This window comes from Terrabacter sp. NPDC000476 (assembly GCF_040300125.1).
Classification (GTDB): Bacteria; Actinomycetota; Actinomycetes; order Actinomycetales; family Dermatophilaceae; genus Terrabacter.
On record NZ_JBEPDF010000002.1, the window covers coordinates 678,218 to 701,908 of the forward strand.

Genomic DNA, 23,691 nt, shown 5'->3' on the forward strand with positions numbered 1-23,691 from the left:
ACTTTTCCTCCACACCCCGTGGACGGGCGTTTGCGCAGGTCGTGGAGCACGAAACGTCGGTCCGGGCGACCGCTGCCCACAGTTGTACACACATCTTGTCCACACCTGTGTACGGCGTGTCGCAGGGTGTTGTCCACGGGTTGTCCACAGGCGGTGGATGCCGGGCCCGCCCTCGGGTTGGTCGGTGCCCGGCCACGCCCCTACGGTGGGTCGGTGCTCCACGGTGCCGACCCGCCGACCCGGTCGGGTGGCCGTGTCGGCGCTGCGATGTCTACTGATGTCGACGGGGTGCACCCACTGGCATCCGACCTCCGGCGAAAGGGAAGCACGTGTCGCTCGACGAGCTGAGCACGAGCGCGTTCGCGTCGTCGTCCTCCCGCGACGGCGGACCGCCCGACGACCGCCTCCCCCCGCAGGACGTGGGCGCGGAGCAGTCCGTCCTCGGCGGCATGCTGCTGTCCAAGGACGCCATCGCCGACTGCGTCGAGCAGCTCAAGGGCACCGACTTCTACCGCCCCGCGCACGAGCTGATCTACGACGCGATCCTCGACCTCTACGGGCGCGGCGAGCCCGCCGACGCGATCACCGTCAGCGACGAGCTGACCAAGCGCGGCGACCTCGGCCGGGTCGGGGGCCAGGCCTACCTCCACCAGCTCATCGCCTCGGTGCCGACGGCCGCGAACGCCGGCTACTACGCCCAGATCGTCGGTGAGCGGGCCGTCCTGCGCCGCCTCGTCGAGGCCGGCACCCGCATCGTGCAGCTCGGCTACGCCCAAGGCGGCGGCGACGTCGAGGACATCGTCAACGCGGCCCAGGCCGAGGTCTACGCCGTGGCCGACAAGCGCGGCGGCGAGGACTACCACGCCATCGGCGACGTCATCGAGGCCACCGTCGACGAGATCGAGGTCGCCTCCGGCCGCTCCGGTGAGATGACCGGCGTGCCGACCGGCTTCACCGACTTCGACGCCCTGACGAACGGCCTGCACCCCGGCCAGATGATCGTCATCGCGGCCCGACCGGCGATGGGCAAGTCGACGATCGGCCTCGACATCGTCCGATCGGCGGCGATCAAGCACAAGATGGCCGCCGTCGTCTTCTCCCTCGAGATGAGCCGCACCGAGATCACGATGCGTCTGCTCTCGGCCGAGGCCGGCATCCAGCTCCAGCACATGCGCAAGGGCACGATGCGCGAGGAGGACTGGACCCGTCTCGCCTCGACGATGGGCCGGGTCTCCGACGCGCCCCTGTTCATCGACGACTCGCCGAACATGTCGCTCATGGAGATCCGGGCCAAGTGCCGCCGGCTCAAGCAGCGCGAGAACCTCAAGCTCGTCGTCATCGACTACCTCCAGCTGATGAGCTCGGGCAAGCGCGTGGAGTCGCGCCAGCAGGAGGTCTCGGAGTTCTCGCGTGCGCTCAAGCTGCTCGCCAAGGAGCTCGAGGTGCCGGTCATCGCGATCTCGCAGCTGAACCGTGGTCCCGAGCAGCGCACCGACAAGAAGCCCGCCATGAGCGACCTGCGTGAGTCCGGCTCGATCGAGCAGGACGCCGACATGGTCATCCTGCTCCACCGCGAGGCCGCCTACGAGAAGGACTCCCCGCGCGAGGGCGAGGCCGACCTCATCGTGGCCAAGCACCGAAACGGCCCCACCGACACGATCGTCGTCGCCTTCCAGGGTCACTTCAGCCGCTTCACGAACATGGCCAACAACTTCTGACCCCGGTGCGACGAGGCAGCCCGAGCGGTCTGGTCAGGCGCCCGTCCCCGGAGCAGAATCGTCGGAGAGGTCGGGCCGAGGTCGAGCCGAGGTCGAGGTGAGGGAGGCCGGGATGGCACGTCAGGCCGTCACGACGGAGCACGCTCCGCGTTCGCCGCTCTTCGCCCAGGGCGTGCGGGCCGGGTCGCACCTCTGGGTGTCGGGCATGACGGGGGTCGACCCGGCATCCGGCGAGATGGCCGGGCCGACGATCCAGGCCCAGACCCGGCAGGCGCTCGCGAACTGCCTCGGCGTCGTCGAGGCGGCCGGCGGTTCGGCGGCGGACGTCGTCGAGGTCGGCGTCCTGCTGGCGCGCCCCGACGACTTCGCCGGCCTCAACGAGGCGTATGCCGAGGTCTTCCCGAGCGACCCGCCCGCGCGCTACGTCGCCCGGCTGGGGCCGGAGCTGCCGGGCGTGCTCGTCTCGATCCGCCTGACCGCGGTGGTCGGGTAGCCGCTAGGCTCCGCCCGCGGGCCGGCGAGCTAGCCCAGGCGGGGCCCGCGCGGCGTGCCGGGGCGCGACCGGCCGGCATCCGTCGGCGGCTCCCAGCCCTCCCCGTCGCCGATGGCGCGCACGATCCGTCGGCTGATCTCCCGCAGCTGGCGCTTCTGCGCGGCGGTCAGGCGGTCGAGCACGAGCGCGTGCACCGTGCGCACGTGACCCGGGGTCGCGGCCTCCATCGCGCGCGTGCCGGGCCCGGTGAGGACGGCGAGGGTGTAGCGACCATCGGTGGGGTCGGGCCGGCGGCGCACGAGGTCGGTGCGCTCGAGCCGGGCCGCGGCGCGCGAGAGGCGCGAGAGCGAGCTGTTCGCGTAGGTGGCGAGCGTGCTCATCCGCAGCGTCCGCTCGGGTGCCGCGGCCAGCGCGTAGAGGATGCCGTACTCGAAGTGCGTCAGCCCGGCGTCGCGCAGCAGCTGGCGATCGAGGGCGGGCGGGAGCCACTCGAGCACGGTGGCGAGCGCCGACCACGTCTCGAGGTCCTCCCCGGCAAGCGGTTCCGGGAGACCGGGGTCGGGCCTGGGGTCGGGCAGGGGGTCGGGCATGCCGTCAGACTAGCCGACTTGACTTGATCGAGAAACTCATCGAGGCTGGCTTTCACTTGACTGAGAAAGTGAAAAGGCCCGGCATCACCGGGTCGGGAGAGGGTGGCACGTGGATCTGCAGCTCAGTGGCCAGAGGGCGTTCGTCAGCGGTTCGACGCAGGGCATTGGCTACGCCGTCGCCGAGGCCCTGCTCCGGGAGGGGGTCCGGGTCGTCGTCAACGGGCGCACCGAGGAACGGGTGCGGGCCGCGACCGACCGGCTGGCGCGGGCCGTGCCCGGCGCCGAGGTCACCGGCATCGCGGCCGACCTCGCGGACCCCGACGAGGTCGCGCGCGTGCTCGCCCGGCTCGGCGACCTCGGCGACCTCGACATCCTCGTCAACAACGTCGGCGCCTTCGAGGTCAAGCCCTTCGAGGACGTCACCGACGAGGACTGGCAGGCCTACTTCGAGCTCAACGTGATGAGCGGGGTGCGGCTCTCGCGGGGCGTGCTCGCCGGCATGCTCGAGCGCGGCGCGGGCCGGATCATCTTCGTCAGCAGCGAGTCCGGGGTCGACGTGCCCGCAGACATGATCCACTACGGCGTCACCAAGGCGGCCCTCCTCGCACTCGGCAACGGGCTGGCCAAGCGCACGCGGGGCACCCGCGTCACGGTCAACACGATCCTCGGCGGCCCGACGTACTCCGACGGTGTCGCCGGGGCCGTCGAGCAGATCGCGCAGCTGCAGGGCGTGCCCGTCGAGCAGCTCAAGGGAGCCATCGTCGCCGGACGGCAGACCTCGCTCGTGCAGCGCTTCATCGAGCCGCGCGAGATCGCCGACCTCGCGGCCTTCCTGGCCAGCCCGCTCTCGTCCGCCACGAACGGAGCGGCCCTCCGCGCGGACGGCGGTGTCCTGACCGGCCTGCTCTAGCTCCGGCCCGGGCCGCCGGGCGCGCTCCCGACGGTGTAGCGCACCTGCTGCCACACCGGCAGCGAGCCTTCCGGCCCCGCCAGCTCGGCGAAGGTCTCGCGCGACTGATCGAGCACGCGGGAACGCTGGTCGGCCGACATGCGCTCCCAGGCGATGCGCTGCCCGACCGACCGCGAGAAGCGCACCCAGTGGTCGACGTCGTCGAACGCGAGCTCCACGCGGCGGCTCGTGGTCTGCACGTCCACGGCGCCGGCACCCGCGACGAGGGCGGCCATGCCGTCGTCGCTCGCGAACGGGCTCTGCGGGCCGGCCATCCGCGGGTCGGTCGGCGGCATGAACTCGCGCAGTGGGGCCTCGAGCGCCTGCCACTGCGGGCTCGACGGCCCGAAGGTGCTGAGGCCGAGGCGGCCACCCGGCCGGAGCAGCTGCACCCAGCGCGCCACCGCCCCGGCGGCGTCGGGCAGGAAGAAGACGACGAGCGAGGCGATGGCGGCGTCGAAGGACGCCGGGGCGAGGTCGGGCTCCTGGGCGTCACGGACGACGAACGCGACCTCGGTCGGGCTCCCCTCGAGCGCCGCCGCGGCGCGCTCGACCATGGCAGGGCTGAGGTCGAGGCCGACGACCGAGCCGGTGGGACCGACCGCCGCAGCGAGCGCCCGGCTCGAGACCCCGTTGCCGCAGCCGAGGTCGACCGCACGGTCACCGGGCGCGGCGCCGACCGCCTCCACGAGGCCCGTGGCGATGGGCTCGAAGAGGGTCACCCCGACGGCGTCGTAGCTGTCCGCCACGAGGTCGAAGAGGCGTCGCACACCGGCCACGATCTCGTCGCGCTCCACGTCGTCAGTGTGCACGTGTCGTGCGCCGCGCGCAGCGGTTCCGTGGCACGCGGGAGGGCGTCGCCGCCCGGACGCCGCCGTCGGCGGAGGGCCTCAGTCCTCGGGCAGGGCGGCGAAGGCCGCCTTGGTGTCGCGGTACCAGTCCATCGAGCGCTTCGGGTGGCGCCAGCGGGCCCTCATCGCCTCCCGTGCCGGCTGGTGGGCCGCGTCGCCACCGTCCGCCGCCTCCTTGAGGTGCGCGTCCTGGGCCTTGATGACCTCGTCCGCGGTCGCGCCGCGGTGCTCGAGGTCGCACGGGCCGCCGAGCGCCCGGCAGGTCATGGTCTTCATGGTCGACTCCTTCGTCCAGCGGTGGATGGGTCCGGGATGGGGGATCGGCGTGGTCGCGATCCGACCGTCCCGTGCACCTGACGATCCGCGCGGGGGAAGTGTGACAGGCCCCGTCAGGCCCCGTCAGGCCCCGTCAGGCCCCGTCAGGCCCCGAGTGCGGCGGTCGGTGCGCAGGGCGAGGGCGTGGGCGACGACGAGCAGGCCCACGCACCAGGCCAGCGCGACCCAGAGGTCCGCGCCGACCGGGCGGTTGGCGACGAGGTTGCGGATCGTGTCGACGATCGAGGTCACCGGCTGGTGCTCGGCGAACCAGCGGACCGGTCCCCGGCATGCCGGCGGTGGGCACGAACGCGGAGCTGAGGAAGGGCAGGAGGAGAAGCGGGTGCGAGAAGCCGCTCACGCCGTCGACGGTCGTGGCGGTGAGGCCCGGGATCGCGGCGAGCCACGTCAGCGCCAGCGTGAGGACGAGCAGGCTGCCCGGCAGCAGGTCGTCGACGTAGCGGTCGGTGCCGCCCGAGATGGCGCCACCGGAGCGTCGTCAGCAGCACCGTCGTGCCCCGGCCGGCGAGCTCGGTGACGGTGGGTGCGCCACACCTCGATCCGCGCCTGCGGCCGCCGGCTCAGCGGGCGGCGTCGCGGATGCGGTCGCGCACCTGCCGCAGCCGCAGGGCGTCCACCTGCTCCACCTGCTCCGGGTGCGTGAGCCAGTCGAGCAGCGACGCGTCGTCGCGGGTCACCCCGGCGCGTTCGTCGGCGACGGCCGCGGCGAGCAGGGTGCCGGTGCGCGGCACCGGCAGCTGTGCCCCGAGCGCGCGGTCAGCCCAGTCGTCCGCCGCAACGAGCAGGTCGTCGCCCACGTGGCGGCGGCGCGTGGCAGCGAGTCGTGCCGCGGCAGCGGGCAGCGAGCCGACGGCTTCCTCGGGCGCCACCGATCGCAGTTGCGCCACGAGCGCTTCGAGGTGGACCTCGAGCAGCCAGGACGGCATTCCGCGGGCGGCCAGCACACGGGCCAGCCACTCGACCTGATGCACGGCCCTGCCCCCGTCGAGGCTCGCCAGGGAGACGAGCCACGCCGAGTCGGTCGTGGCGAACCGCGACCCACGTGGGCCGTAGCGGGCCCCGTAGTAGGGCATCGCCGAGATCGAGGCCTGCGCGGCCCGCACGGCCGCGCGGAGCAGAGTCGCATCGGTCGTGATCTCGTAGCCACCCGAAGCCGGGTTGACCACACCGGCGTCGACGCCCTGCCCGGTGTCACGGCGGACCAGGGCCGCCGACACGTGGCCCCTCGCCTCGGCGACGAGCTGCGCGACGTGCCGCTGGTCGGCTCCCGGCACGGCCCGGCCGGCGAGGGCGTCGCGCAAGGCGTCGGCCTCCGTGGAGGCGCACGCCACGACGAGGCGCTCGATCCCGACGACGGCGGCCACGACCGACGGGTCGTCGAGGATGCCGCGGCGCTGTCGGCCCGCGTGCTCGTGCAGAAGGCGGTCCACCTCGTCCGGGTGATGGTCCGTCGGGTCGTCCGGGGCGGTCACGTCGCGCATTGTCGCAGCGCCACCGTTCGCCGACCGCGCCGCCCCCGCGGGGGTACGGGCGGTGCATGGTCGTCGACGCCGACGCGGGAGCCGCACCCTCGACGCCCGCTGCCCGCCCCTCCCCTGCGCCCGGCCTGCTCTCCGGCATCGGGTTCGGCGGCTTCGTCGACGGCATCCTGCTCCACCAGATGCTCCAGTGGCACCACATGGTCAGTGACGTCGAGCCCACCACGACCGTCGCCGGCCTCGAGGCCAACACCCTCGCCGACGGCTTCTTCCACGCGGTCACGTGGTGCGTGCTCGTCGTTGCGTCGGTCGTCACGATCCGGCAGTGGCGCGCGGGCCGTCTCGCGCCGAGCCGGCGCTTCCACCTGGGCGCGGTGCTCGCCGGGTGGGGTGCCTTCAACCTCGTCGAAGGTCTCGTCGACCACCAGCTGCTCGGCATCCACCACGTGCGCGACGACCTGGGCGCGCCGCTCGCGTGGGACCTCGGCTTCCTCGTCGTCAGCGCCGCCCTCCTGCTCGCCGGGTGGGGGCTGCTCCGCCGCGGGTCCGGCACGCTGCGCCGCACGAGGTGACCGTGGCGACCGACGTGCCCGGGACGAGCAGGGCGGTCCGGGAAGAGAACGCGGCGCTGCCACGTTACCGCCTCTAACCGCATACCCACCGGGGGTATATCGCACTCACATCGGAAGGGCCGCCATGGACCACCTGAGCCACCTGGACCATCGGACCCAGGACTCCCACGAGCCAGCCGGGCACGGCGCGAACGGTGCGCACGCTGGTGGCGTCGCGTCGATGGCGGGCAGCGCCACCCTGCACTGCCTCACCGGGTGCGCCGTCGGCGAGATCGTCGGCCTGCTCGTCGGGACGGCCGTGGGGCTGGGCTCGGCGCAGACGATCGCGCTGTCGATCGCGCTCGCCTTCGTCTTCGGCTACACCCTCTCGAGCTTCCCGCTGCTTCGAGGCGGCCTCTCGCTGGGCGCGGCGCTGCGGCTCGTGCTCGCCGCAGACACGGTGTCGATCCTCACGATGGAGGTCGTCGACAACCTCGTCATGGCCGTCATCCCCGGGGCGATGGATGCCGGCCTCGTCAACGTGGTCTTCTGGGTCGGCATGGCGATCTCGCTCGCCGCCGCCTTTTTCGCGGCCTACCCCGTCAACCGCTACCTGCTCGCCCGCGGCAAGGGGCACGCGCTGACGCACGGTCTCCACGGCGACGCAGCGCCCACCGGCGCGAGGCGGTTCGTCCCCGACCTGCCGACTCCGGCGCTCGCCGCGGCCATCGCCGCCTTCCTCCTCGGCGGACTCGTCGTCGCGGTCGCCGGCACCCTCTCCTGACGCGGGACGGCACGGGAAGTTCCAGCATGCTCGGTCTGCCTATGATAAAAGTTGGGTATGCCGAACTCTGAGGTGCGCGCGCTCGTGACCGGTGTGGTGCGCTCGGCCGCCTTCGTCGCGGCCTTCGTGCTGCTCGCGTGGCTGGTCGACCGCCTGCTCCCGTAGTCTCGGGCGGTGGCCAAGACCGAGAACCGCACCGCCGTCGAGGACTACCTCAAGGTGATCTTCTCCCTCGGCGAGTGGGACGAGGAGACGGTCAGCAACGCGGCCGTGGCCGCCCGACTCGGGGTCTCGACCTCGTCGGTGTCGGAGATGGCCCGCAAGCTCGCCGACGGCGGGCTCGTCGCGCACAAGCGCTACGGCGGCATGCGACTGACGGAGGAGGGGCTGGGCCAGGCCCTGCGGATGGTGCGTCGCCACCGGCTCGTCGAGACCTTCCTCGTCACGTCGCTCGGCTACTCCTGGGACGAGGTGCACGACGACGCGGAGGTGCTCGAGCACGCCGTCTCCTCCCTCATGGTCGACCGGATGGCCGAGCAGCTCGGCCATCCGTGGCGCGACCCGCACGGCGACCCCATCCCGACAGCCGACGGCGTGCTGCACCAGCCCGATGCCGTGCCGCTGGCCGCCGTGCCCGTCGACGAGCCGCGCTACGTCGCCCGCATCGACGACGACGACCCCGCCCTGCTGCGCTGGCTCGCCGACACCGGGGTGTGCGTCGACGCGAAGGTCGTCGTGCTCGAGCGACGACCGTTCGGCGGCGCCACGCTGGTCGCGGTGACCGCCCCGGGAGCGGCCACGTCGTCCACCGCCGAGCTCGGTGACCAGGCCGTGTCTGCGCTGCTCGTCTGTGCAGAGCCTGCGGCGCGAGAAGCTCTGAATGACAAGGGATGTCACTACTCCATGTGTCGGCACATCAGCGCCACAAGGCTTTCCGAGAACAATCGCTAGGCAGACCGAGACGTTGCACCACCCGTCGAGGTGCGCCTACGGTCGTGCCATCGAAAGGGAGTAGTCCCCAACGACCGCATCGACATGCTGGCTCCGGCCCGGTGCGGTGGGCCCTCGACGTGACACCGGCACCACCGGTCGTCCACGTGCGGCGGACGAGACTTTCGACCTCGTGCCGACCCACCGACGGGCGCACCAGGTCGAGGCTCCCGACGTGCCTCGCGCCGGTTCGCCGAGGAGAGACCCACCGATGTCCGCCTTCCTGATCAGCGCTGCCGTCATCTTCGTCGCCGAGCTCGGCGACAAGAGCCAGCTCATGGCGATGACCTTCGCCACCCGCTTCAAGATGCTCCACGTCCTCGTCGGCATCACCATCGCCACCGCCGTCGTGCACCTCGGCTCCGTGGCGATCGGTGCGGCCATCGGCGACAACCTGCCCCGCGACGCCATCTCGATCACGGCCGGCGTCGCCTTCCTCGTCTTCGCCGCCTGGACGCTGCGCGGCGACTCGCTCTCCGACGAGGAGGCGTCCGTCGCCCGCACGACGCGCCGCACCGCGATCATCGCCGTCACCGTCGCGTTCTTCCTCGCTGAGCTCGGCGACAAGACGATGCTCGCGACGATCACGCTCGCCACGCAGCACGGCTGGTTCGGCACGTGGCTCGGCAGCACCGTCGGCATGGTCGCGGCCGACGCGCTCGCGATCGTCGTCGGCGCCGCGCTCGGCAAGCGCCTGCCGGAGCACGTCATCAAGTGGGGCGCGGCCGCCGCGTTCCTCGTCTTCGGTGTGCTGCTCATCGTCGAGGGCGTGCGCTGACCCACCCGTGGTCGTCCACACCCCGCCTGTCCACACGCTGCCGAACGTCCGCGACCGGCCCTACGCTGCTCCACGACGAACGGCCACGGTGGCCGACGGACGGGGAGGCCACGCATGGCTGAGCAGGCGTACGAGGACCGCAGCGGCACGGCGTTCGAGCGGGTGCGCCTCACCGGAGCCACCTTCGAGGACGTCTACCTCGATGGCGCGCGACTGCACGACGTCGACCTGCGCGGCGCGAGCCTGCGCATGGTCGACCTGCGCGGCCTGCGCGCCCGTGACGTGTGGCTCGAGGACGTCGACATCACCGGCGACGTCGAGAACGTTCGCATCAACGGCGTCGACGTCGCCCCCCTCGTCGAGGCCGAGCTCGACCGCCGCGACCCCGACCGGGCCAGGATGCGCCCCACCGACGCCGCCGGCTACCGCGAGGCGTGGGACGTGCTCGAGCGGCGGTGGGCGGCGACGGTCGAGCGCGCCCGCAGCCTCGACCCCGAGCTGCTCCACGAGCGGGTCGACGGCGAGTGGTCGTTCGTCGAGACGCTGCGCCACCTCGTCTTCGCCACCGACGCCTGGGTGGCGCGGGCGCTGCTCGGCGACCCCGAGCCGTGGCACCCGCTCGACCTGCCGCACGACGACATGCCCGACTCGCCGCCGGTGCCGCGCGACCGGTCGGCCCGCCCCTCGCTCGAGGAGGTGCTCGCCCTCCGCGCCGAGCGGACGGCCATGGTGCGCCGCGTCGTCGACGCGCTCACCGACGAGCAGCTCGCGGGCACGACGGCACCGGTCACCGAGCCCGGCTACCCCGAGCCCGAGCCGTATGCCGTCACCCGCATCCTGCGCACGATCCTCAACGAGGAGTGGCACCACCGGCTCTACGCCGAGCGTGACCTCGACGTGCTCGCGCCGCGCAGCGGGGACGGCTGACTCGACCGCCGGAACCGCCTGCGGGACGGGTGGCCGTCAGGCGGTCAGGCGGTCGGGTGGATGGGCTCGGTCGGCAGCTTGCGCACCTTGGCGCGCCGCCGGCGGCGCTCCGGGATCATCGAGCGCATCTCCTCGAGGCGGCCGAAGCACAGCAGCCGGTCCTCGGCCTCGAGCACGACGCGGCGGCGCGGGTTCGGCACGACGCTCGGGCCCCGGTGCAGGGTGAGCACCTGCAGGTCGCGCTCCTCGAGGCCCGACTCGCCGATCGTCTTGCCGATGATGTCTGCCCCGGCGTGCACGACGAGCTCGGCCACGCCGTAGCCCGTCGAGACGGTGAGGCGCTGGCGCACGTCGATCTCCGGGAAGGCGACCTGGCCCGCGATGTGGTCGACGATGGCACCGGCGACGTCGAGGTTCGTCGCCCGCTCGATGCCCTCGAGGCCGGGGGAGGAGTTGACCTCCATGACGAGCGGGCCGTCGTTGCCCTCGAGCATGTCGACGCCGGCCACCCGCAGCCCCATGATCTGCGCGGAGCGCACGGCCGCCTGCTCGTACTCCGGGGTCAGCTCGACCGGCTCGACCATGCCCCCGCGGTGCACGTTGGAGCGGAACTCGTCGCCCTTGGCCCGCCGCCGCATGGCGGCGACGACGCGGTCACCGACGACGAGCGCCCGGATGTCGCGGCCCTTGCTCTCGGAGACGAAGCTCTGGATGAGCACGTTCTGCTTCGTGCTGTGCAGCGTCTCGATGATGGCCTCGGCGACCTTGATGTCGGGGGCGAGGATGACGCCGATGCCCTGCGTGCCCTCGAGCAGCTTGATGACGACCGGCGCGCCGCCCACGCGCTCGATGGCCGGCATGACGTCGACGCGGTTGCGCACGAACGTCGTCGCCGGCATGCCGATGTTGTGGCGCGAGAGGATCTGCGCGGCGCGGAGCTTGTCGCGGGCGTTGGAGATGCCGTTGGCCGTGTTCGGCGTGTAGACGTCCATCTGCTCGAACTGGCGCACCACGGCGGTGCCGAAGTACGTGATCGAGGCGCCGATGCGCGGGAGCACCGCGTCGTAGTCCGAGATCGGCCGCCCCCGGAACTGCAGGTCGGGCTCCGTGCCCGTGAGGTCGATGGCGAACCGCAGCGTGTTGAGCACGCGCACCTGGTGGCCGCGGTCGAGGGCGGCCGTGCGCAGGCGCTGCGTCGAGTACGCGCGCGGCGCGCGCGAGAGGATCGCGAGTTTCATCCGGTGTCCTGCCAAGATGGGCGGGTGACTGGGCCGGCCTATTCAAGCACCCCCGTCGGATGGCGGGAGTGGGTCGGCCTGCCCGGCATCGGGATGCCGTGGCTCAAGGCGAAGATCGACACCGGCGCGCGCACCTCCGCGCTGCACGCCGCCGACCTCGAGGAGTTCGAGCGCGACGGCGCGCCGTGGGTGCGCTTCACCGCGCACCCGTGGCAGGACACCGACGACGACCCCGTCGAGGTCGAGTGCCCGGTGCACGACCGGCGCCACGTGCGCAGCTCGTCGGGGCATGCCCAGCAGCGCTACGTCGTGCTGCTCGACCTCTCGCTCGCCGGGCGCACGGTGCCCGCCGAGGTCACCCTGACGAACCGGCACCGCATGGGCTTCCGCATGCTCGTCGGCCGTGAGGCGCTGCGCCAGGGCTTCGTCGTCGACCCCGGCCGCTCCTACGCGGGCGTGCGGGCCCCCAAGGAGTTCCGTCGCCGCAACCACGGCCACTGACCGCCTCGGTCAGTGCGCGCCGCCGAGCCGGCCGGCGAGCCGGTCGTGCCGCGCCCGACTCGCGTCGTCGAGCCCGGTGATGGTGACGGTCTTGCCCTTGGCGGCATACTTATGAGTGATCGCGTCGAGGGTCGCGACCGTCGAGGCGTCCCAGACGTGGGCGCGCGACAGGTCGACGACGACGTTCGCCGGGTCGCCGACGTAGTCGAACTGCGTCACGAGGTCGTTGCTGGAGGCGAAGAAGAGCTCGCCCTCGACGGCATACACGCGGGTGTTCGCGTCGGGGTGCGCGACGTCGACGACCCGCGTGAGGTGGGCGACGCGGCGGGCGAAGAGGACCATGGCGACGAGGACGCCGACGACGACGCCGATCGCGAGGTTGTGGGTGGCGACGACGACGGCGACCGTCGCGACCATGACGAGGGTCTCGCTGCGTGGCATCCGGCGCAGGGTCGCGGGCCGGATGCTGTGCCAGTCCATCGTGCCCACCGAGACCATGATCATGACGGCGACGAGCGCCGCCATCGGGATGATCGCGACGAGGTCGCCGAGGCCGACGACGAGGACGAGCAGGAAGAGACCGGCGAGGAACGTCGAGATGCGGGTGCGGGCGTGCGAGGCCTTGACGTTGATCATCGTCTGGCCAATCATCGCGCAGCCGCCCATCCCGCCGAAGAAGCCGGTGACGACGTTGGCGGCGCCCTGGCCCCAGGCCTCGCGCGTCTTGTTCGAGTGCGTGTCGGTGATGTCGTCGACGAGCTTGGCCGTCATCAGCGACTCCATCAGCCCGACGAGCGCCATGGCAAGGGCGTACGGCGCGATGGTCGAGAGGGTCTCGAGGGTGAACGGGACGTTCGGGAGCAGGAGGCTCGGCAGGCTGTCGGGGAGCGCGCCCTCGTCGCCGACGGTCGGCACCGTCACGGCGGCGACGACGGTGAAGAGGGTGAGGGCGACGATGGCCACGAGGGGCGCCGGCACGGCGGTCGTGACGCGGGGCAGCAGCACCATGACGGCGATGCCCACGGCGACGAGCGGGTAGACGACCCAGGGGACGTCGACGAGGTGCGGGAGCTGCGCGAGGAAGATGAGGATCGCCAGCGCGTTGACGAAGCCGACCATGACCGAGCGCGGGATGAAGCGCATGAGCTTCGCGACGCCGAGCAGGCCGAGGGCGACCTGGATGACGCCGGCGAGGATGACCGTCGCGATGAGGAAGTCGAGCCCGTGGTCGCGCACGACCGGGGCGATGACGAGGGCGACGGCGCCCGTGGCGGCCGAGATCATCGCCGGGCGACCGCCGAGGACGGCGATGCTGACCGCCATCGTGAACGAGGCGAAGAGCCCGACGCGTGGGTCGACGCCGGCGATGATCGAGAAGGAGATGGCCTCGGGGATGAGGGCCAGGGCGACCACGAGGCCGCCGAGCACCTCGATGCGCAGCCTCTTCGGCGAGCGCAGCGCCGCGCGGACCGAGGTCACGTCGGACTCGTGCGCGAAGGGCGGCCTCGTCGGGGTCGGGTCGGTCGGGGTCAGGGGGGCAGGGGTGGTCATCGGGGCTCCTCGGTGAAGGCGCGGGCTTGCCCGGACGACGCTGTGCGGGCGGTGCAGGTCTCTGTGGACGTGCGTGGATGGCGTGCGTGAATGCTGTTGGTGCTCAGTCGATCTCGTCGCCGAGCTGGCGCGCGAAGGCCTCCGCGCTCTCGACGCGCTCGCGCAGCCGACGGAGCTGGTGCTCGACGAGCGCGTGGTACGTGCGCAGGTGCTCGGTCAGCTCGGTACGGCGCGCGCGCGTCAGGCGGGGCCGGGCGAGCTCGTCGCGGACGTCGATGAGGTCGCGCATCTGCTCGAGCGTGAAGTCGAGCGGCTTCATCCGCTTGATGAGCAGCAGCCGCTCGACGGCCAGCTCGGAGTAGAGGCGGAAGCCGCCGGGGCTGCGCTGCGGCTCGGGCAGCAGCCCGACCTCCTCGTAGTGCCGGATCGTGCGGAGGCTGAGGCCGGTGCGGTCGGCGACGTCGCCGATCTGCAGCAGGTCGGTCGTGGGGCGGGCCTCGGGCACGGTTCTCCTCGGCAGGTGGTCTCGAACCCGCCAGACCCTACCCTTACGTGAGGGTAGGGTCGAATCGCGCGGTGGGTCGCGCCGCCCGGGCCGTGTGGGCCGCGCGGACGCCGCCCGAGACGGCGAGGGCGACCCCCGCCACCGCGAACGGGATGCCGGGGCCGGGGGCCGAGCCGAGTGCGAGCAGCGTCGGTGCCACCGACGTCGCCAGGCCCCACGTCAGACCGAGCAGGGCCAGGTAGGTCCCGCGCGCCCCCTCCGGCGCGAGCGTGCCGGCGCGGGCCATGGTCGTGGCCAGCACGAGCAGGCCGCCCACGTCGAAGGCAACGAGGCCGGCGGCGAGCACTGCGGGGTGGTGCGCCGCGGCGATGGTCACGAGACCGGCAGCGGCCGCGAGCTCGCCGACGAGAAGCACCCGCCGCTCGTCGGCGCGTTGCCGGACCGCCGCCGCGAGCCAGGCGCCGGGCACGCTCGCCGCCGCTGCCGCGGCCAGCACCGCGCCGGTGACGGCCGGGGACCAGCCGCGCTGCTCGACGAGCAGCGGCACCCCGAGGACGACGACCATCGTCACCGTCGCGACGACGGTGCCGAACGCGACGACGGGCCACAGGCGCCGGTCGCCGAGGGCCGCGCGCCAGCGCGACCACCCGGTCGGGACGGTGGTCGAGCCGGTGGTCGAGACGGTGGTCGAGACGGTGGTCGAGACGGTGGTCGAGACGGTGGTCGAGACGGTGGTCGAGACGGTGGTCGAGACGGTGGTCGAGACGGTGGTGGGGACGGTGGTCGTCGCCCGCGTGCCCTGGTGGTCGGGGTCGACGACCCGGACCACGAGGGCGGCGCACGCGAGGCAGGTGAGCGCGTCGACGACGAAAAGCCAGCGCAGCCCGTGCGGCGAGACGACCGTGGCGAGGAGTCCGGCCAGCACGCCGGCGACCGCGAGCGAGGCGTTGAGAACCGAGTAGGCGAAGACCCGAGCGGGCTCTGGCACGTGGTCCGAGACGAGGGCCTGGGTCGGCGGCTCGACGACCTCGTAGGCGAGTCCGAGCAGGGTGGCGGCCGCGGCCGCGAGGCCGACCGACGAGGCGCCGGCCACGGCGAGCTGGGCGATCGCGCAGCCGACGAGCCCGAGCAGCATGGTGCGGCGGTGCCCCCATGCGTCGGCAAGGTGTCCACCGAGCATGCGGGAGGGGATCGTCGCCACCCCGAAGCAGGTGAGGGCCAGGGCCGTCTCGGCCGGCCCGGCACCCAGCTCGCGCACGAAAAGTACCCCGAGGAAGGCCATCGAGAACCCGCCGAGGCGGTTGACGCAGCGCGCGAGCACGAGCACCCGCACCTGGCGCGGCAGGGTCGTCGTCGCACGGGAGGTCGTGCCGGGAACGGGGGGCATGGCCTGCCTGACTGTCGAAGTACGCTTGGACAGTCATGACCGTAGAACCGGAGGAGTGACTGGTCAAGTGAAGTTCGACAGTCATGTCGACCGGCTGCTCGCCGTGGCCGTCGGTCTCGTCAACCTCGCGTCGCCGGGCGAGGAGGGTGGCGCGGTGCACGAACCGCCGACGGGCGCCGCCCTCGTCGCCGCCGTCGCGGACCTCACGTCGGGGCCCGGCCGGCGCGCCCACCCCGGCGAGGCCGAGGTGCGGGCGCTGCTGCAGGTCGTGCCCCAGGTCCGGGCGGTCTTCGAGGCCACCGCCCGTGACGACCTGGCCGGCGCCGTGCGGCGTGTCAACGGGCTGCTCGAGGCGACCGGTGCGCGCCCTCGTCTCGACGCCGACGGTCACGGGGGTTTCGCGCTGCACTTCCACGGCCCCGACGACGGCTTCGTCCGCGGCTGGCAGGCCGGTCTCGCCTCGGGCCTCGCGCTCGCGCTCGGCAGCGACCTCGCCGGCCGTCTCGGCGTGTGCGGTGCTCCGGTGTGCGACCGCGTCTACGTCGACGGGTCGAAGAACGGCACGCGCCGCTTCTGCTCACCGCGGTGCCAGAGCCGGGTGAAGGCGGCGGCCCACCGGGCTCGCACGCGCTGACGAGGAGCCGCCGGCGCCCGGTCGCTCAGGGCTGCGACGGCCCCGCGTCGTGGAGGGCGAGCAGGCGCGCCTCCGCCTCCGCGTCCATCGGGCTGCCGGCGCGGTTGCCCGGCCGGGGAGGCAGGCCCTCGTCCTGCAGCCAGGCCCACGTGTCGCGCACGGTCTCGGCCACCGGTCGGCAGCGCAGGCCCGCGGCGGCCGCGGCCGAGGTGTCGAGGGCGTGCAGCCCGGCGAGCTCACCGGTCGGCGGCACCCAGATCGGCAGCTGCGTCCACGGCTCCACCCCGGCGGCCTCGACCGTCTCGGGTTCGACCCAGACGAGCTGCGCGTCCCCGCCCGTGACGCGCTGCGCCTCGTCGAGCAGGTCGCCGATCGTCGTGTGCCCCGGTGCGCTCGCGGTGTTGAAGGTGCCGACGGGTCGGCTCCCGAGCAGCCAGTCGGCGATGTCGCGGGCGTCGACGAGCTGCAACGGCCGCTCCCGCGGGCCGGGGGCCGGCACCCGGCCGCCCTGGGCGACGCGGTTCAGCCAGAACGGCAGGCGGCCGACGACCTCGTAGGGGCCGAGGATGAGCCCCGCCCGGGCGATCGCGATGTCGCCGTCGAAGTTCTCGAGCACGGCGAGCTCGGCGCCGCGCTTGGCCGCCGCGTAGTCGTCGGTGCTCGTGGACGAGGCGTCGCCCGGGGCGACCGGCGCGTGCTCGTCGGTGCCGACGGCCATCGGCCACGTGTAGACCGAGCAGGAGGAGACGTACGCGTAGTGCGCGGCCCGGCCGCGGAGCAGTCGCGCCGAGGTCGCCGCGGCGACCGGGGCGCCCGACCACGTGTCGACGACGGCGTCCCACGTGTCGGTGCCGAGCGCGGCGGCCATCGCGTCCGGGTCGAGGCGGTCGGCGTGCCGCGCCTGCGCCCCGTCGACGGGCCTGCCGGTCGCGCCACGGTTGATCGTCGTGACGCTGTCGCCGCGGGCGAGCGCCGTCTTGACGACGGCGCGTCCGACGTGGTGCGTGCCTCCGAGCACGAGGAGTCTCATGCACCGATCCTCACGGGTGCGGCCCGGCCGTGCCAAGGGGACTTCGCCGACGGCGTGACGACCATTCGGCGTCAGGCCCGGGTGTCGTCCCACCCGGCCACGCCGCCCGTCGCCCGCCCGCCCACGAGGTCGTCCACGTGCTGCGCGAAGCGCGGGCAGGCCACGATGTCGTGCGCGCGGCAGCGCAGCGCGTGCTCGGTCATCTCGCGCGACCGCTCGATGGAGCGGGCGCGCTCCGTGAGGTCTCGCAGGTGCGCCTCCAGCACCTCGTGTCGTCCTGCTGCCTCACCGTCGAGGAGCACCCCGATCTGCTCCAGCGTCATGCCGGCCGCCTTGTTGCGCAGGATGACGGCGACCCGCACGAGGTCGCCCTGCCCGTACCGGCGGTAGCCCGACGCGTCGCGCTCCGGGGCCAGCAGCCCGAGGTCCTCCCAGTGCCGCAGGACGTGGGTCGGGAGCTCGAAGCGGGCCGCCAGCTCGCCGACCGTCCATCGCCCTGGTCGATCGCTTGCCTTCATGTCGACCTGAAGGTACACGCTGGTCCCCAGCCCGCCAAGAGCGAGAGGGAGAGAGCCATGGACATGAAGACGCAGCAGCAGGTCAGTACCACCGAGGTCGTCGTCGTCGGGGGCGGACCGGCCGGCCTCCAGGCCGCGCTGACGCTCGGGCGCATCCACCGCGACGTCGTCCTCTTCGACGACGGCGCCTACCGCAACGCCGCCGCCGCGCACATGCACAACGTCGTGGCCCACGACGGGACGCCACCGGCGCAGTTCCGCGCGGACGCGCGCGCCCAGCTGGCGGCATACGGCACCGTCGAGCTGCGGGAGGTCAGGGTCGAGTCCATCGAGGAGGTCGACGGCCACTTCCGGGTGCGCGCGTCCGACGGGCGCACCGTCACCGCCCACGCCGTGGTGCTCGCCACGGGGGTGCGCGACGTGCTGCCGGCGGTGCCGGGGCTCGACGCGCTGTGGGGCGGGCCGGTGGCGCACTGCCCGTTCTGCCACGGTCACGAGCTGAGCGGCCGTCGCGTGGGCATCCTCGGCGCCGCGGCCGCCCCGCACCTCTCGGCGCTGCTCGGCCGCATCGCGTCGGGTCTCCTGGTGCTCACCGACGGCGCGGACGTGCCCGACGGGCTGCCGGACGGCACCGGCGTGCGATCCGAACGGGTCGTCTGCGTCGAGCCGCACGAGGACGGGGTGCGCGTGACGCTCGAGGACGCGGACGGCCGACGGTCCCACGAGCACGTCGCGGGCCTCTTCGTGCGGCCCGAGCTGCGGCAGTCGGCACCCTTCGCGGAGCAGCTGGGCCTCGAGCTCAACCCCTCCGGCGCGGTGCGCATCGACGAGCTGGGGCGCTCGAGCCGCCCGGGCGTGCTGTGCGCGGGCGACCTGGCGCACCAGGCGGTCTTCCCCATGCCCATGGCGTCGGTCGTGGCCGCTGCGGCCGCGGGTCAGCTCGCGGCCTCGAGCGCGATCATGGCGCTGCTGTCCCACTGACGTCTGGTCGGGCGCGGCTCTGGCAGGGTGGGCGGATGGGAGCCACGCACGACTGGAGCGGCGACGTCGACGAGCAGCACCTCGCGCAGATCCGAGGTGAGGCGGGCGCGTTCGCCGCCGGCGGCCCGCTGCAGCCGGTCATGGCGACGCGCGACCTGCGCTTCTTCGGTCGCGACGACGCGCCGCTGCTGCCCGACGGGCGCCCACGCTCCGGCATCTCGGTCGTCGCGGCGCTCAGCACATGGCTCGTGCACACGAACCGACGGCGAGAGGGCGGCTGGAGCCGGCGCTTCGAGCACGGGATCCCGAGCGGCCCGCTCGACCCGCTGCCCGCCTCGCCCGCGTCGGGCACGGTCGTGCACTTCCTGCCCGACCTCGCGCTCGTAGCCGGCTCGATGAGTGCCGACGAGGTGCGCGCAGCGGCGAGGACGTATGCCGGTGTCGTCCCCGTCGAGGTCGTGGCCGAGGGCGTCGCCTGAGTCGTCGACCCGTCCGCCGACCCGTCCGCCGGCCCGCTCCACGGCTCCCGCGTCGCGAGAGGTGACGGGGTCCTCGCCCGCCCGGGACGCCCTGGCGCGCCTACGATGCTGGGATCCCGAGAAGCTCGAAGGAGTGGCCCATGCCGCGCGACCTTGACCCCGACCTCGTCGAGCGCCTCACGAAGGCGTTCGAGGCCGACCCCACAGCACGGATGTTGCAGAACGCCGTGACGACGACGTCGGTCGACGACATCGCCCTCGACCGCCGGGTGGTGACCGGCATCGACCACTCGGTGTCGCACCTGCTCGACGACTGGGCGGCGACGTCGCAGGAGAAGAGCGGGCGCTGCTGGCTGTTCGCTGGGACCAACCTGCTGCGCGCCGGCGCGCGGGCGAAGCTCGGGGTCAAGGACTTCGAGTTCTCGCAGAACCACCTGCTCTTCTGGGACAAGTTCGAGAAGGCCAACCACTGGCTCGAGTCGATCATCGCCACGGCCGACCGCGACGTCGACGACCGCACGGTCGCCCACCTGCTCGCGACGCCGGCCGAGGACGGCGGGCAGTGGAACATGTTTGTCGCGCTCGTCGTCAAGCACGGGCTCGTGCCCAAGGTGGCCATGCCCGAGACGAAGAGCTCGAGCAACACCCGCCTGATGAACCGCGACATCGGCACGATCCTGCGCCAGGCGGCGCGCGACCTGCGGGCGCTCGCGGCCGCGGGAGCCGGCGCCGACGACGTGCAGGACGCGAAGGAGGAGGTGCTCGCCTCGATCCACCGACTGCTCTGCATCCACCTCGGCACCCCGCCCGAGTCGTTCGTGTGGCAGTGGAAGGACACCGACGGCGGCTTCCACCGGGACGGCTCGATGACGCCGCTCGAGTTCGCCGAGCGCTACGTGACGGTGCCGCTCGAGGACTACGTCTGCCTCGTCAACGACCCGCGCGAGTCGAGCCCCTACGGCCGCACCTTCACCGTCGAGCACCTCGGCAACGTCGTCGGCGCGCCGCCCGTCACCTACCTCAACGTCGAACCCGACCTGATGAAGTCGCTGGCCGCGCAGACGATCTCGGGCGGCGAGCCTGTCTGGTTCGGCTGCGACACCGGGCAGATGTCGAACGCGGACCTCGGCCTGTGGGACGCCGCGCTCTACGACCGGGCGGCCGTCTACGGCACCGAGCCGAGCCTCGGCAAGGCCGACCGGCTCACGCACCACGAGTCGCTCATGACGCACGCGATGCTCTTCACCGGTGTCGACCTGCACGACGGGGCCCCCCGCCGCTGGCGCGTGGAGAACAGCTGGGGCACCGAGAAGGGCGACAAGGGCTTCATGACGATGAACGACAGCTGGTTCGCCGAGTTCGTCTTCGAGGTGGCGGTGCGTCGCGACGCCCTGCCTGCCGAGCTGCAGGCCACGCTCGACCAGGAGCCCATCGTGCTCCCGGCCTGGGACCCGATGGGTGCCCTCGCCGACTGAGCGGCACCCGAGCGGGCGTCCCGGATGCCTCGGTCGCTCCGAGCGTCCCGAGCGCGCCACCGCCTGTCAGGCGGTGGCGCGCTCGTACGTCAGCACGACGGTGTCGCCGGCCACGGCGTGGTCGGCGAGCCGCCAGGCCCGCGGCTCGAACGCCGCGCCGCGACCGAGGAGCGGGATGCCGTCGCCGACCGTCACCGGCCCGACCTTGACGACGAGCCGGTCGATCTCGTCGGCGAGGGCGGCCGCGAGCGTCCCGCCACCGACGAGCCAGAGGCCGCCGCCCTCCTCGGCCTTGAGGCGGCGCACCGTCGCGACCGGGTCGTCGGCCGTGACCTCGACGCCCGGGTCGGTGCTCGCGCCGAGGGTGCGGGAGAAGACGACGTGTCGCAGGTGCGGGTAGGCGTTCGTGACCCCGGCGTCGAGGCCCACCTGGTAGGAGCCGCGGCCCTCGAGCACCGTGTCGAAGTGCTGCCACGGCCCGGTGACGCCGAGCGGCTCGTGCGCCATGACCGGCAGCGTCTCCGGGTAGTGCGCGACGAGGTGAGCCAGGTAGTCGGGCGACACCGGCCAGAAGCCGTCCGGCCCGGAGGGGTCGCCGCCGTCGGGCCCGGCCACGAAGCCGTCGATGGTCGAGGCGATGAGGTAGGTCAGTGCGCGCACGGGCGGGGTCCTGACGTCGGTCGGCGTCCGGGCCGACCACCCTGCCACACGGTCGCCTACGCTGCGTGGCGTGACGACCCCCGGACCACTGACGGATGCCGCCGTGCCGGCCTACGTCGCCGCGCTCGGTCTGCCGGGCCTCGCCGACGTGCACGTGCACTTCCTGCCCCACGCGGTGCAGCGCAAGGTGTGGGCCTACTTCGACGAGGCGCAGACGCACTACGGCACGCCGTGGCCCATCACCTACCGCGCCGACGAGGGCGAGCGCATCGAGACGCTGCGCGCCCTCGGCCTGCGGGCGATCCCGGCGCTGGCCTACGCGCACCGGCCGGGCATGGCGCGGTGGCTCAACGCGTGGTCGGCCGACTTCGCGCGGCGCGTGCCGGACGCCGTGCACTGTGCCACGTTCTACCCCGAGCCGGGCGTCGACACCGACGTCGCGGACGCCCTCGACGCCGGTGCGCGGCTCTTCAAGCTCCACGTGCAGGTGGGTGACTTCACGCCCGACGACGAACGCCTCGACCCGGCGTGGGCGCGCCTCGCGCGCGCCGGCGCGCCGGTCGTCGTGCACGCCGGCTCGGCGCCGATCCGCGGCACCCACACGGGCCCGGGCGGCGTGCGCGAGGTGCTGCGCCGGCATCCGGACCTCGTGCTCGTCGTGGCCCACCTCGGCATGCCCGAGTACCACGAGTTCGCCGACCTGGCCGACGAGTTCGGCGGCGTCCACCTCGACACGACGATGAACGGCACCGACTTCACGAACCGTTTCGCGCCCTTCCCGGAGGGCTACGTCGAGCGCCTCGCGGGCCTGCGCGACCGCGTCGTCCTCGGCTCGGACTTTCCGAGCATCCCCTACCCCTACGCCCACCAGCTCGAGGCGCTCGCGCGGCTCGACCTGGGTGACGACTGGATGCGGGACGTGCTGTGGCGCAACGGCGCCCGGCTGCTCGGGCTCGACGTCACCTGAGGTGGCGGGCCAGGAAGGCCTCGGTGCGCCGGATCGAGGTGTCCCACTGCGGTGACGTGAGCGTGTGCCGCCCCCCGGGGTAGACCCGCAGCTCGACGTCCTTGCCCGCGGCCTGGAGCGCCGCCACCGACTCGCGCGACCACGACAGCGGACAGTCCTCGTCGGCGGTGCCGTGGTGGATGAGCAGCGGCTCGGTGATCCGGCCGAAGTAGGTGCGGGGGCTCGTGGCGGCCCAGGCGGCGGGCTTCGCCTCGGGCGTGCCGAGCCGCGCGATGACGGCGCGGGCCGCGCCTGCGCGTGAGGTGTCGCGGCGCACCCACTTGTCGAAGTTGTCGACGGTGTCGGAGCTGACCGGCGCGTAGGCCACGGCCGCCCGGAACAGGCCGGGACGGACGACGAGGGCGTTGTAGACGACCCCGCCGCCCATCGAGCGGCCGATGAGCGCCACCCGGTCGGGATCGACGACCTGCGCCTTCTTGAGCGCGAGCCCGGCGTTGATCGCGTCGACGGTGTAGCCCGCCCGGAGGTTCGCGTCGTTGCGCGGGTCGTCGTCGGACTGCGCGTGGTTGCGGTAGTCGATGTGGAGCGTGACGTAGCCCCGGCGGGCGAGGTGGTCACGCTCGCGGAGCATCGTCTGCCCGTTCGTGTAGACCTTCGGGTCGACGTAGCCGTGGGCGAGCACGACGGCCGGGAACGGGCCGGTGCCGCGAGGGATGTTGATGCGGCCCGAGATCGTCAGGCCGTTGCTCTCGTACGTCGCGAAGTACTGCCGGTAGGCGTCGGTGCTGCCGCGCTCACGGCCGAGCCGCAGGTTGCCGCCGTCGTAGCGCGTCGCGACGAGCGCGGCGATCGACGCGGGGTCGGGCGACTTCGCCGCCGGGGCGGACGCGGTCGGCCGGGGCACCGAGCCGCTCGGGTCGCCGCCCGACGTGGCCGCGCCGCTCGGGCCGGGCGTCGGCGTGCCGGTCGTCGTGGTCGTGCCGGGCGCGGTCGTCGCGCTCCCGGATGCCGTGGGGCTCGGCCCCGTCGTGCCGCCCCCCCGGTCGTCGGTCGGCCCTCCGGCGGAGCAGGCGCCGAGCAGCAGTCCGGCCGTGATGCCGGCGACGAGGGCCCGGGGAGTGCGCACCCCTCGAGTCTCACCCGGGATCGCTGCGATTCCCAGCCCGCTCCCAGCCTTCGTGCCCGATCCGAGACCTGCGGACCGGCCGACGACCGTTGCTCGCGCGTGCCGGTGACCCGGCTCGTGGCTGGGCCCCGCGCACGCACGGGTGCGTCGCGAGAGGAGGGGACGGCATACGCAACGGTCGTCGCTCGGGGGCC

26 protein-coding genes and 1 pseudogene are annotated in these 23,691 nt (G+C 73.2%); 14 read left to right on the forward strand and 13 right to left on the reverse strand.

Features of this window, described 5'->3' with window-relative positions:
• The first annotated feature begins 329 nt into the window (after nucleotides 1-329).
• Nucleotides 330-1,718, forward strand: a complete 1,389-nt coding sequence (gene dnaB / locus ABT295_RS15540; RefSeq protein WP_345505607.1) for a replicative DNA helicase — start codon at nucleotides 330-332, stop codon at nucleotides 1,716-1,718.
• 112 nt (nucleotides 1,719-1,830) lie between these two features.
• The gene (locus ABT295_RS15545; protein ID WP_352395301.1) at nucleotides 1,831-2,211 is read left to right on the forward strand and encodes a RidA family protein; all 381 of its coding nucleotides are present in this window, start codon (nucleotides 1,831-1,833) and stop codon (nucleotides 2,209-2,211) included.
• A gap of 29 nt (nucleotides 2,212-2,240) precedes the next feature.
• On the opposite strand, the gene ABT295_RS15550 is transcribed toward ABT295_RS15545, so the two are convergent.
• A complete protein-coding gene (locus ABT295_RS15550; protein ID WP_352395302.1) occupies nucleotides 2,241-2,801 on the reverse strand; it encodes a MarR family winged helix-turn-helix transcriptional regulator in 561 nt (186 codons plus the stop codon).
• Nucleotides 2,802-2,910: 109 nt separating this feature from the next.
• Between ABT295_RS15550 and ABT295_RS15555 the strand changes: the two genes are divergently transcribed.
• Nucleotides 2,911-3,711, forward strand: coding sequence for an SDR family NAD(P)-dependent oxidoreductase (locus ABT295_RS15555; RefSeq protein WP_352395303.1), 801 nt, complete (start codon nucleotides 2,911-2,913; stop codon nucleotides 3,709-3,711).
• Here ABT295_RS15555 and ABT295_RS15560 read toward each other — a convergent pair.
• The 4 genes and pseudogenes from ABT295_RS15560 to ABT295_RS15575 form a co-directional block, all read right to left on the reverse strand.
• A complete protein-coding gene (locus tag ABT295_RS15560; RefSeq protein WP_352395304.1) occupies nucleotides 3,708-4,547 on the reverse strand; it encodes a class I SAM-dependent methyltransferase in 840 nt (279 codons plus the stop codon). The two genes, ABT295_RS15555 and ABT295_RS15560, sit on opposite strands and share 4 nt — an antisense overlap.
• 93 nt (nucleotides 4,548-4,640) lie before the next feature.
• Complete coding sequence (locus tag ABT295_RS15565; protein WP_352395305.1) at nucleotides 4,641-4,877, reverse strand: DUF1059 domain-containing protein; 237 nt, start codon at nucleotides 4,875-4,877, stop codon at nucleotides 4,641-4,643.
• Between the two features lie 123 nt (nucleotides 4,878-5,000).
• Nucleotides 5,001-5,355 (reverse strand): annotated as a pseudogene (locus ABT295_RS15570) (ABC transporter permease); the annotation flags it as partial.
• Between the two features lie 142 nt (nucleotides 5,356-5,497).
• Nucleotides 5,498-6,409 (reverse strand): hypothetical protein, encoded by a 912-nt coding sequence (locus tag ABT295_RS15575; RefSeq protein ID WP_352395306.1) that lies wholly within the window; start codon nucleotides 6,407-6,409, stop codon nucleotides 5,498-5,500.
• A gap of 65 nt (nucleotides 6,410-6,474) precedes the next feature.
• On the opposite strand from ABT295_RS15575, the gene ABT295_RS15580 reads away from it, so the two are divergent.
• From ABT295_RS15580 to ABT295_RS15600, 5 genes are all read left to right on the forward strand, one after another.
• Nucleotides 6,475-6,987, forward strand: a complete 513-nt coding sequence (locus tag ABT295_RS15580) for a DUF2243 domain-containing protein (RefSeq protein WP_352395307.1) — start codon at nucleotides 6,475-6,477, stop codon at nucleotides 6,985-6,987.
• A gap of 220 nt (nucleotides 6,988-7,207) precedes the next feature.
• Complete coding sequence (locus ABT295_RS15585; RefSeq protein ID WP_352395308.1) at nucleotides 7,208-7,750, forward strand: DUF4396 domain-containing protein; 543 nt, start codon at nucleotides 7,208-7,210, stop codon at nucleotides 7,748-7,750.
• Nucleotides 7,751-7,924: 174 nt separating this feature from the next.
• On the forward strand, nucleotides 7,925-8,701 hold the full coding sequence (locus tag ABT295_RS15590; protein WP_352395309.1) for a metal-dependent transcriptional regulator: 777 nt from the start codon (nucleotides 7,925-7,927) through the stop codon (nucleotides 8,699-8,701).
• 250 nt (nucleotides 8,702-8,951) lie between these two features.
• On the forward strand, nucleotides 8,952-9,518 hold the full coding sequence (locus ABT295_RS15595) for a TMEM165/GDT1 family protein (protein ID WP_352395310.1): 567 nt from the start codon (nucleotides 8,952-8,954) through the stop codon (nucleotides 9,516-9,518).
• Between the two features lie 114 nt (nucleotides 9,519-9,632).
• Complete coding sequence (locus tag ABT295_RS15600) at nucleotides 9,633-10,445, forward strand: DinB family protein (protein WP_352395311.1); 813 nt, start codon at nucleotides 9,633-9,635, stop codon at nucleotides 10,443-10,445.
• Nucleotides 10,446-10,489: 44 nt separating this feature from the next.
• Here the strand turns inward: ABT295_RS15600 and ABT295_RS15605 are convergent, their stop codons facing one another.
• Entirely contained in the window at nucleotides 10,490-11,683 is a 1,194-nt protein-coding gene (locus ABT295_RS15605) for a RimK family alpha-L-glutamate ligase (protein ID WP_352395312.1), read from the reverse strand.
• A 24-nt stretch (nucleotides 11,684-11,707) separates the two neighbouring features.
• On the opposite strand from ABT295_RS15605, the gene ABT295_RS15610 reads away from it, so the two are divergent.
• Nucleotides 11,708-12,184 carry an ATP-dependent zinc protease family protein gene (locus ABT295_RS15610; protein ID WP_352395313.1) on the forward strand — a complete coding sequence of 159 codons (477 nt, stop codon included), beginning with the start codon at nucleotides 11,708-11,710 and terminating at the stop codon, nucleotides 12,182-12,184.
• Between the two features lie 9 nt (nucleotides 12,185-12,193).
• Here ABT295_RS15610 and ABT295_RS15615 read toward each other — a convergent pair whose 3' ends face one another.
• The 3 genes from ABT295_RS15615 to ABT295_RS15625 form a co-directional block, all read right to left on the reverse strand.
• Nucleotides 12,194-13,735, reverse strand: a complete 1,542-nt coding sequence (locus ABT295_RS15615; protein WP_352395314.1) for a SulP family inorganic anion transporter — start codon at nucleotides 13,733-13,735, stop codon at nucleotides 12,194-12,196.
• Nucleotides 13,736-13,838: 103 nt separating this feature from the next.
• Nucleotides 13,839-14,240 (reverse strand): MerR family transcriptional regulator, encoded by a 402-nt coding sequence (locus ABT295_RS15620; protein WP_352395315.1) that lies wholly within the window; start codon nucleotides 14,238-14,240, stop codon nucleotides 13,839-13,841.
• Nucleotides 14,241-14,283: 43 nt separating this feature from the next.
• Nucleotides 14,284-15,627, reverse strand: a complete 1,344-nt coding sequence (locus ABT295_RS15625) for an MFS transporter (protein WP_352395316.1) — start codon at nucleotides 15,625-15,627, stop codon at nucleotides 14,284-14,286.
• 67 nt (nucleotides 15,628-15,694) lie between these two features.
• On the opposite strand from ABT295_RS15625, the gene ABT295_RS15630 reads away from it, so the two are divergent.
• Nucleotides 15,695-16,261, forward strand: coding sequence for a CGNR zinc finger domain-containing protein (locus ABT295_RS15630; protein WP_352395317.1), 567 nt, complete (start codon nucleotides 15,695-15,697; stop codon nucleotides 16,259-16,261).
• Between the two features lie 25 nt (nucleotides 16,262-16,286).
• On the opposite strand, the gene ABT295_RS15635 is transcribed toward ABT295_RS15630, so the two are convergent.
• Both ABT295_RS15635 and ABT295_RS15640 read right to left on the reverse strand, forming a co-directional pair.
• Entirely contained in the window at nucleotides 16,287-17,291 is a 1,005-nt protein-coding gene (locus ABT295_RS15635) for an NAD-dependent epimerase/dehydratase family protein (RefSeq protein ID WP_352395318.1), read from the reverse strand.
• Nucleotides 17,292-17,362: 71 nt separating this feature from the next.
• The gene (locus ABT295_RS15640; RefSeq protein ID WP_352395319.1) at nucleotides 17,363-17,809 is read right to left on the reverse strand and encodes a MerR family transcriptional regulator; all 447 of its coding nucleotides are present in this window, start codon (nucleotides 17,807-17,809) and stop codon (nucleotides 17,363-17,365) included.
• A 57-nt stretch (nucleotides 17,810-17,866) separates the two neighbouring features.
• Between ABT295_RS15640 and ABT295_RS15645 the strand changes: the two genes are divergently transcribed.
• The 3 genes from ABT295_RS15645 (at nucleotide 17,867) to ABT295_RS15655 (ending at nucleotide 20,744) form a co-directional block, all read left to right on the forward strand.
• On the forward strand, nucleotides 17,867-18,790 hold the full coding sequence (locus tag ABT295_RS15645) for an NAD(P)/FAD-dependent oxidoreductase (protein WP_352395320.1): 924 nt from the start codon (nucleotides 17,867-17,869) through the stop codon (nucleotides 18,788-18,790).
• A 35-nt stretch (nucleotides 18,791-18,825) separates the two neighbouring features.
• On the forward strand, nucleotides 18,826-19,269 hold the full coding sequence (locus ABT295_RS15650; protein ID WP_352395321.1) for a hypothetical protein: 444 nt from the start codon (nucleotides 18,826-18,828) through the stop codon (nucleotides 19,267-19,269).
• A gap of 140 nt (nucleotides 19,270-19,409) precedes the next feature.
• A complete protein-coding gene (locus ABT295_RS15655) occupies nucleotides 19,410-20,744 on the forward strand; it encodes a C1 family peptidase (RefSeq protein WP_352395322.1) in 1,335 nt (444 codons plus the stop codon).
• A gap of 66 nt (nucleotides 20,745-20,810) precedes the next feature.
• On the opposite strand, the gene ABT295_RS15660 is transcribed toward ABT295_RS15655, so the two are convergent.
• The gene (locus tag ABT295_RS15660; protein ID WP_352395323.1) at nucleotides 20,811-21,404 is read right to left on the reverse strand and encodes a dihydrofolate reductase family protein; all 594 of its coding nucleotides are present in this window, start codon (nucleotides 21,402-21,404) and stop codon (nucleotides 20,811-20,813) included.
• Nucleotides 21,405-21,474: 70 nt separating this feature from the next.
• Between ABT295_RS15660 and ABT295_RS15665 the strand changes: the two genes are divergently transcribed.
• Nucleotides 21,475-22,371, forward strand: a complete 897-nt coding sequence (locus ABT295_RS15665) for an amidohydrolase family protein (RefSeq protein ID WP_352395324.1) — start codon at nucleotides 21,475-21,477, stop codon at nucleotides 22,369-22,371.
• On the opposite strand, the gene ABT295_RS15670 is transcribed toward ABT295_RS15665, so the two are convergent.
• Nucleotides 22,364-23,497: an alpha/beta hydrolase family protein gene (locus ABT295_RS15670; RefSeq protein WP_352395325.1), complete on the reverse strand. Its 1,134-nt coding sequence runs from the start codon at nucleotides 23,495-23,497 to the stop codon at nucleotides 22,364-22,366. The genes ABT295_RS15665 and ABT295_RS15670 overlap by 8 nt on opposite strands.
• Between the last annotated feature and the right edge of the window lie 194 nt (nucleotides 23,498-23,691).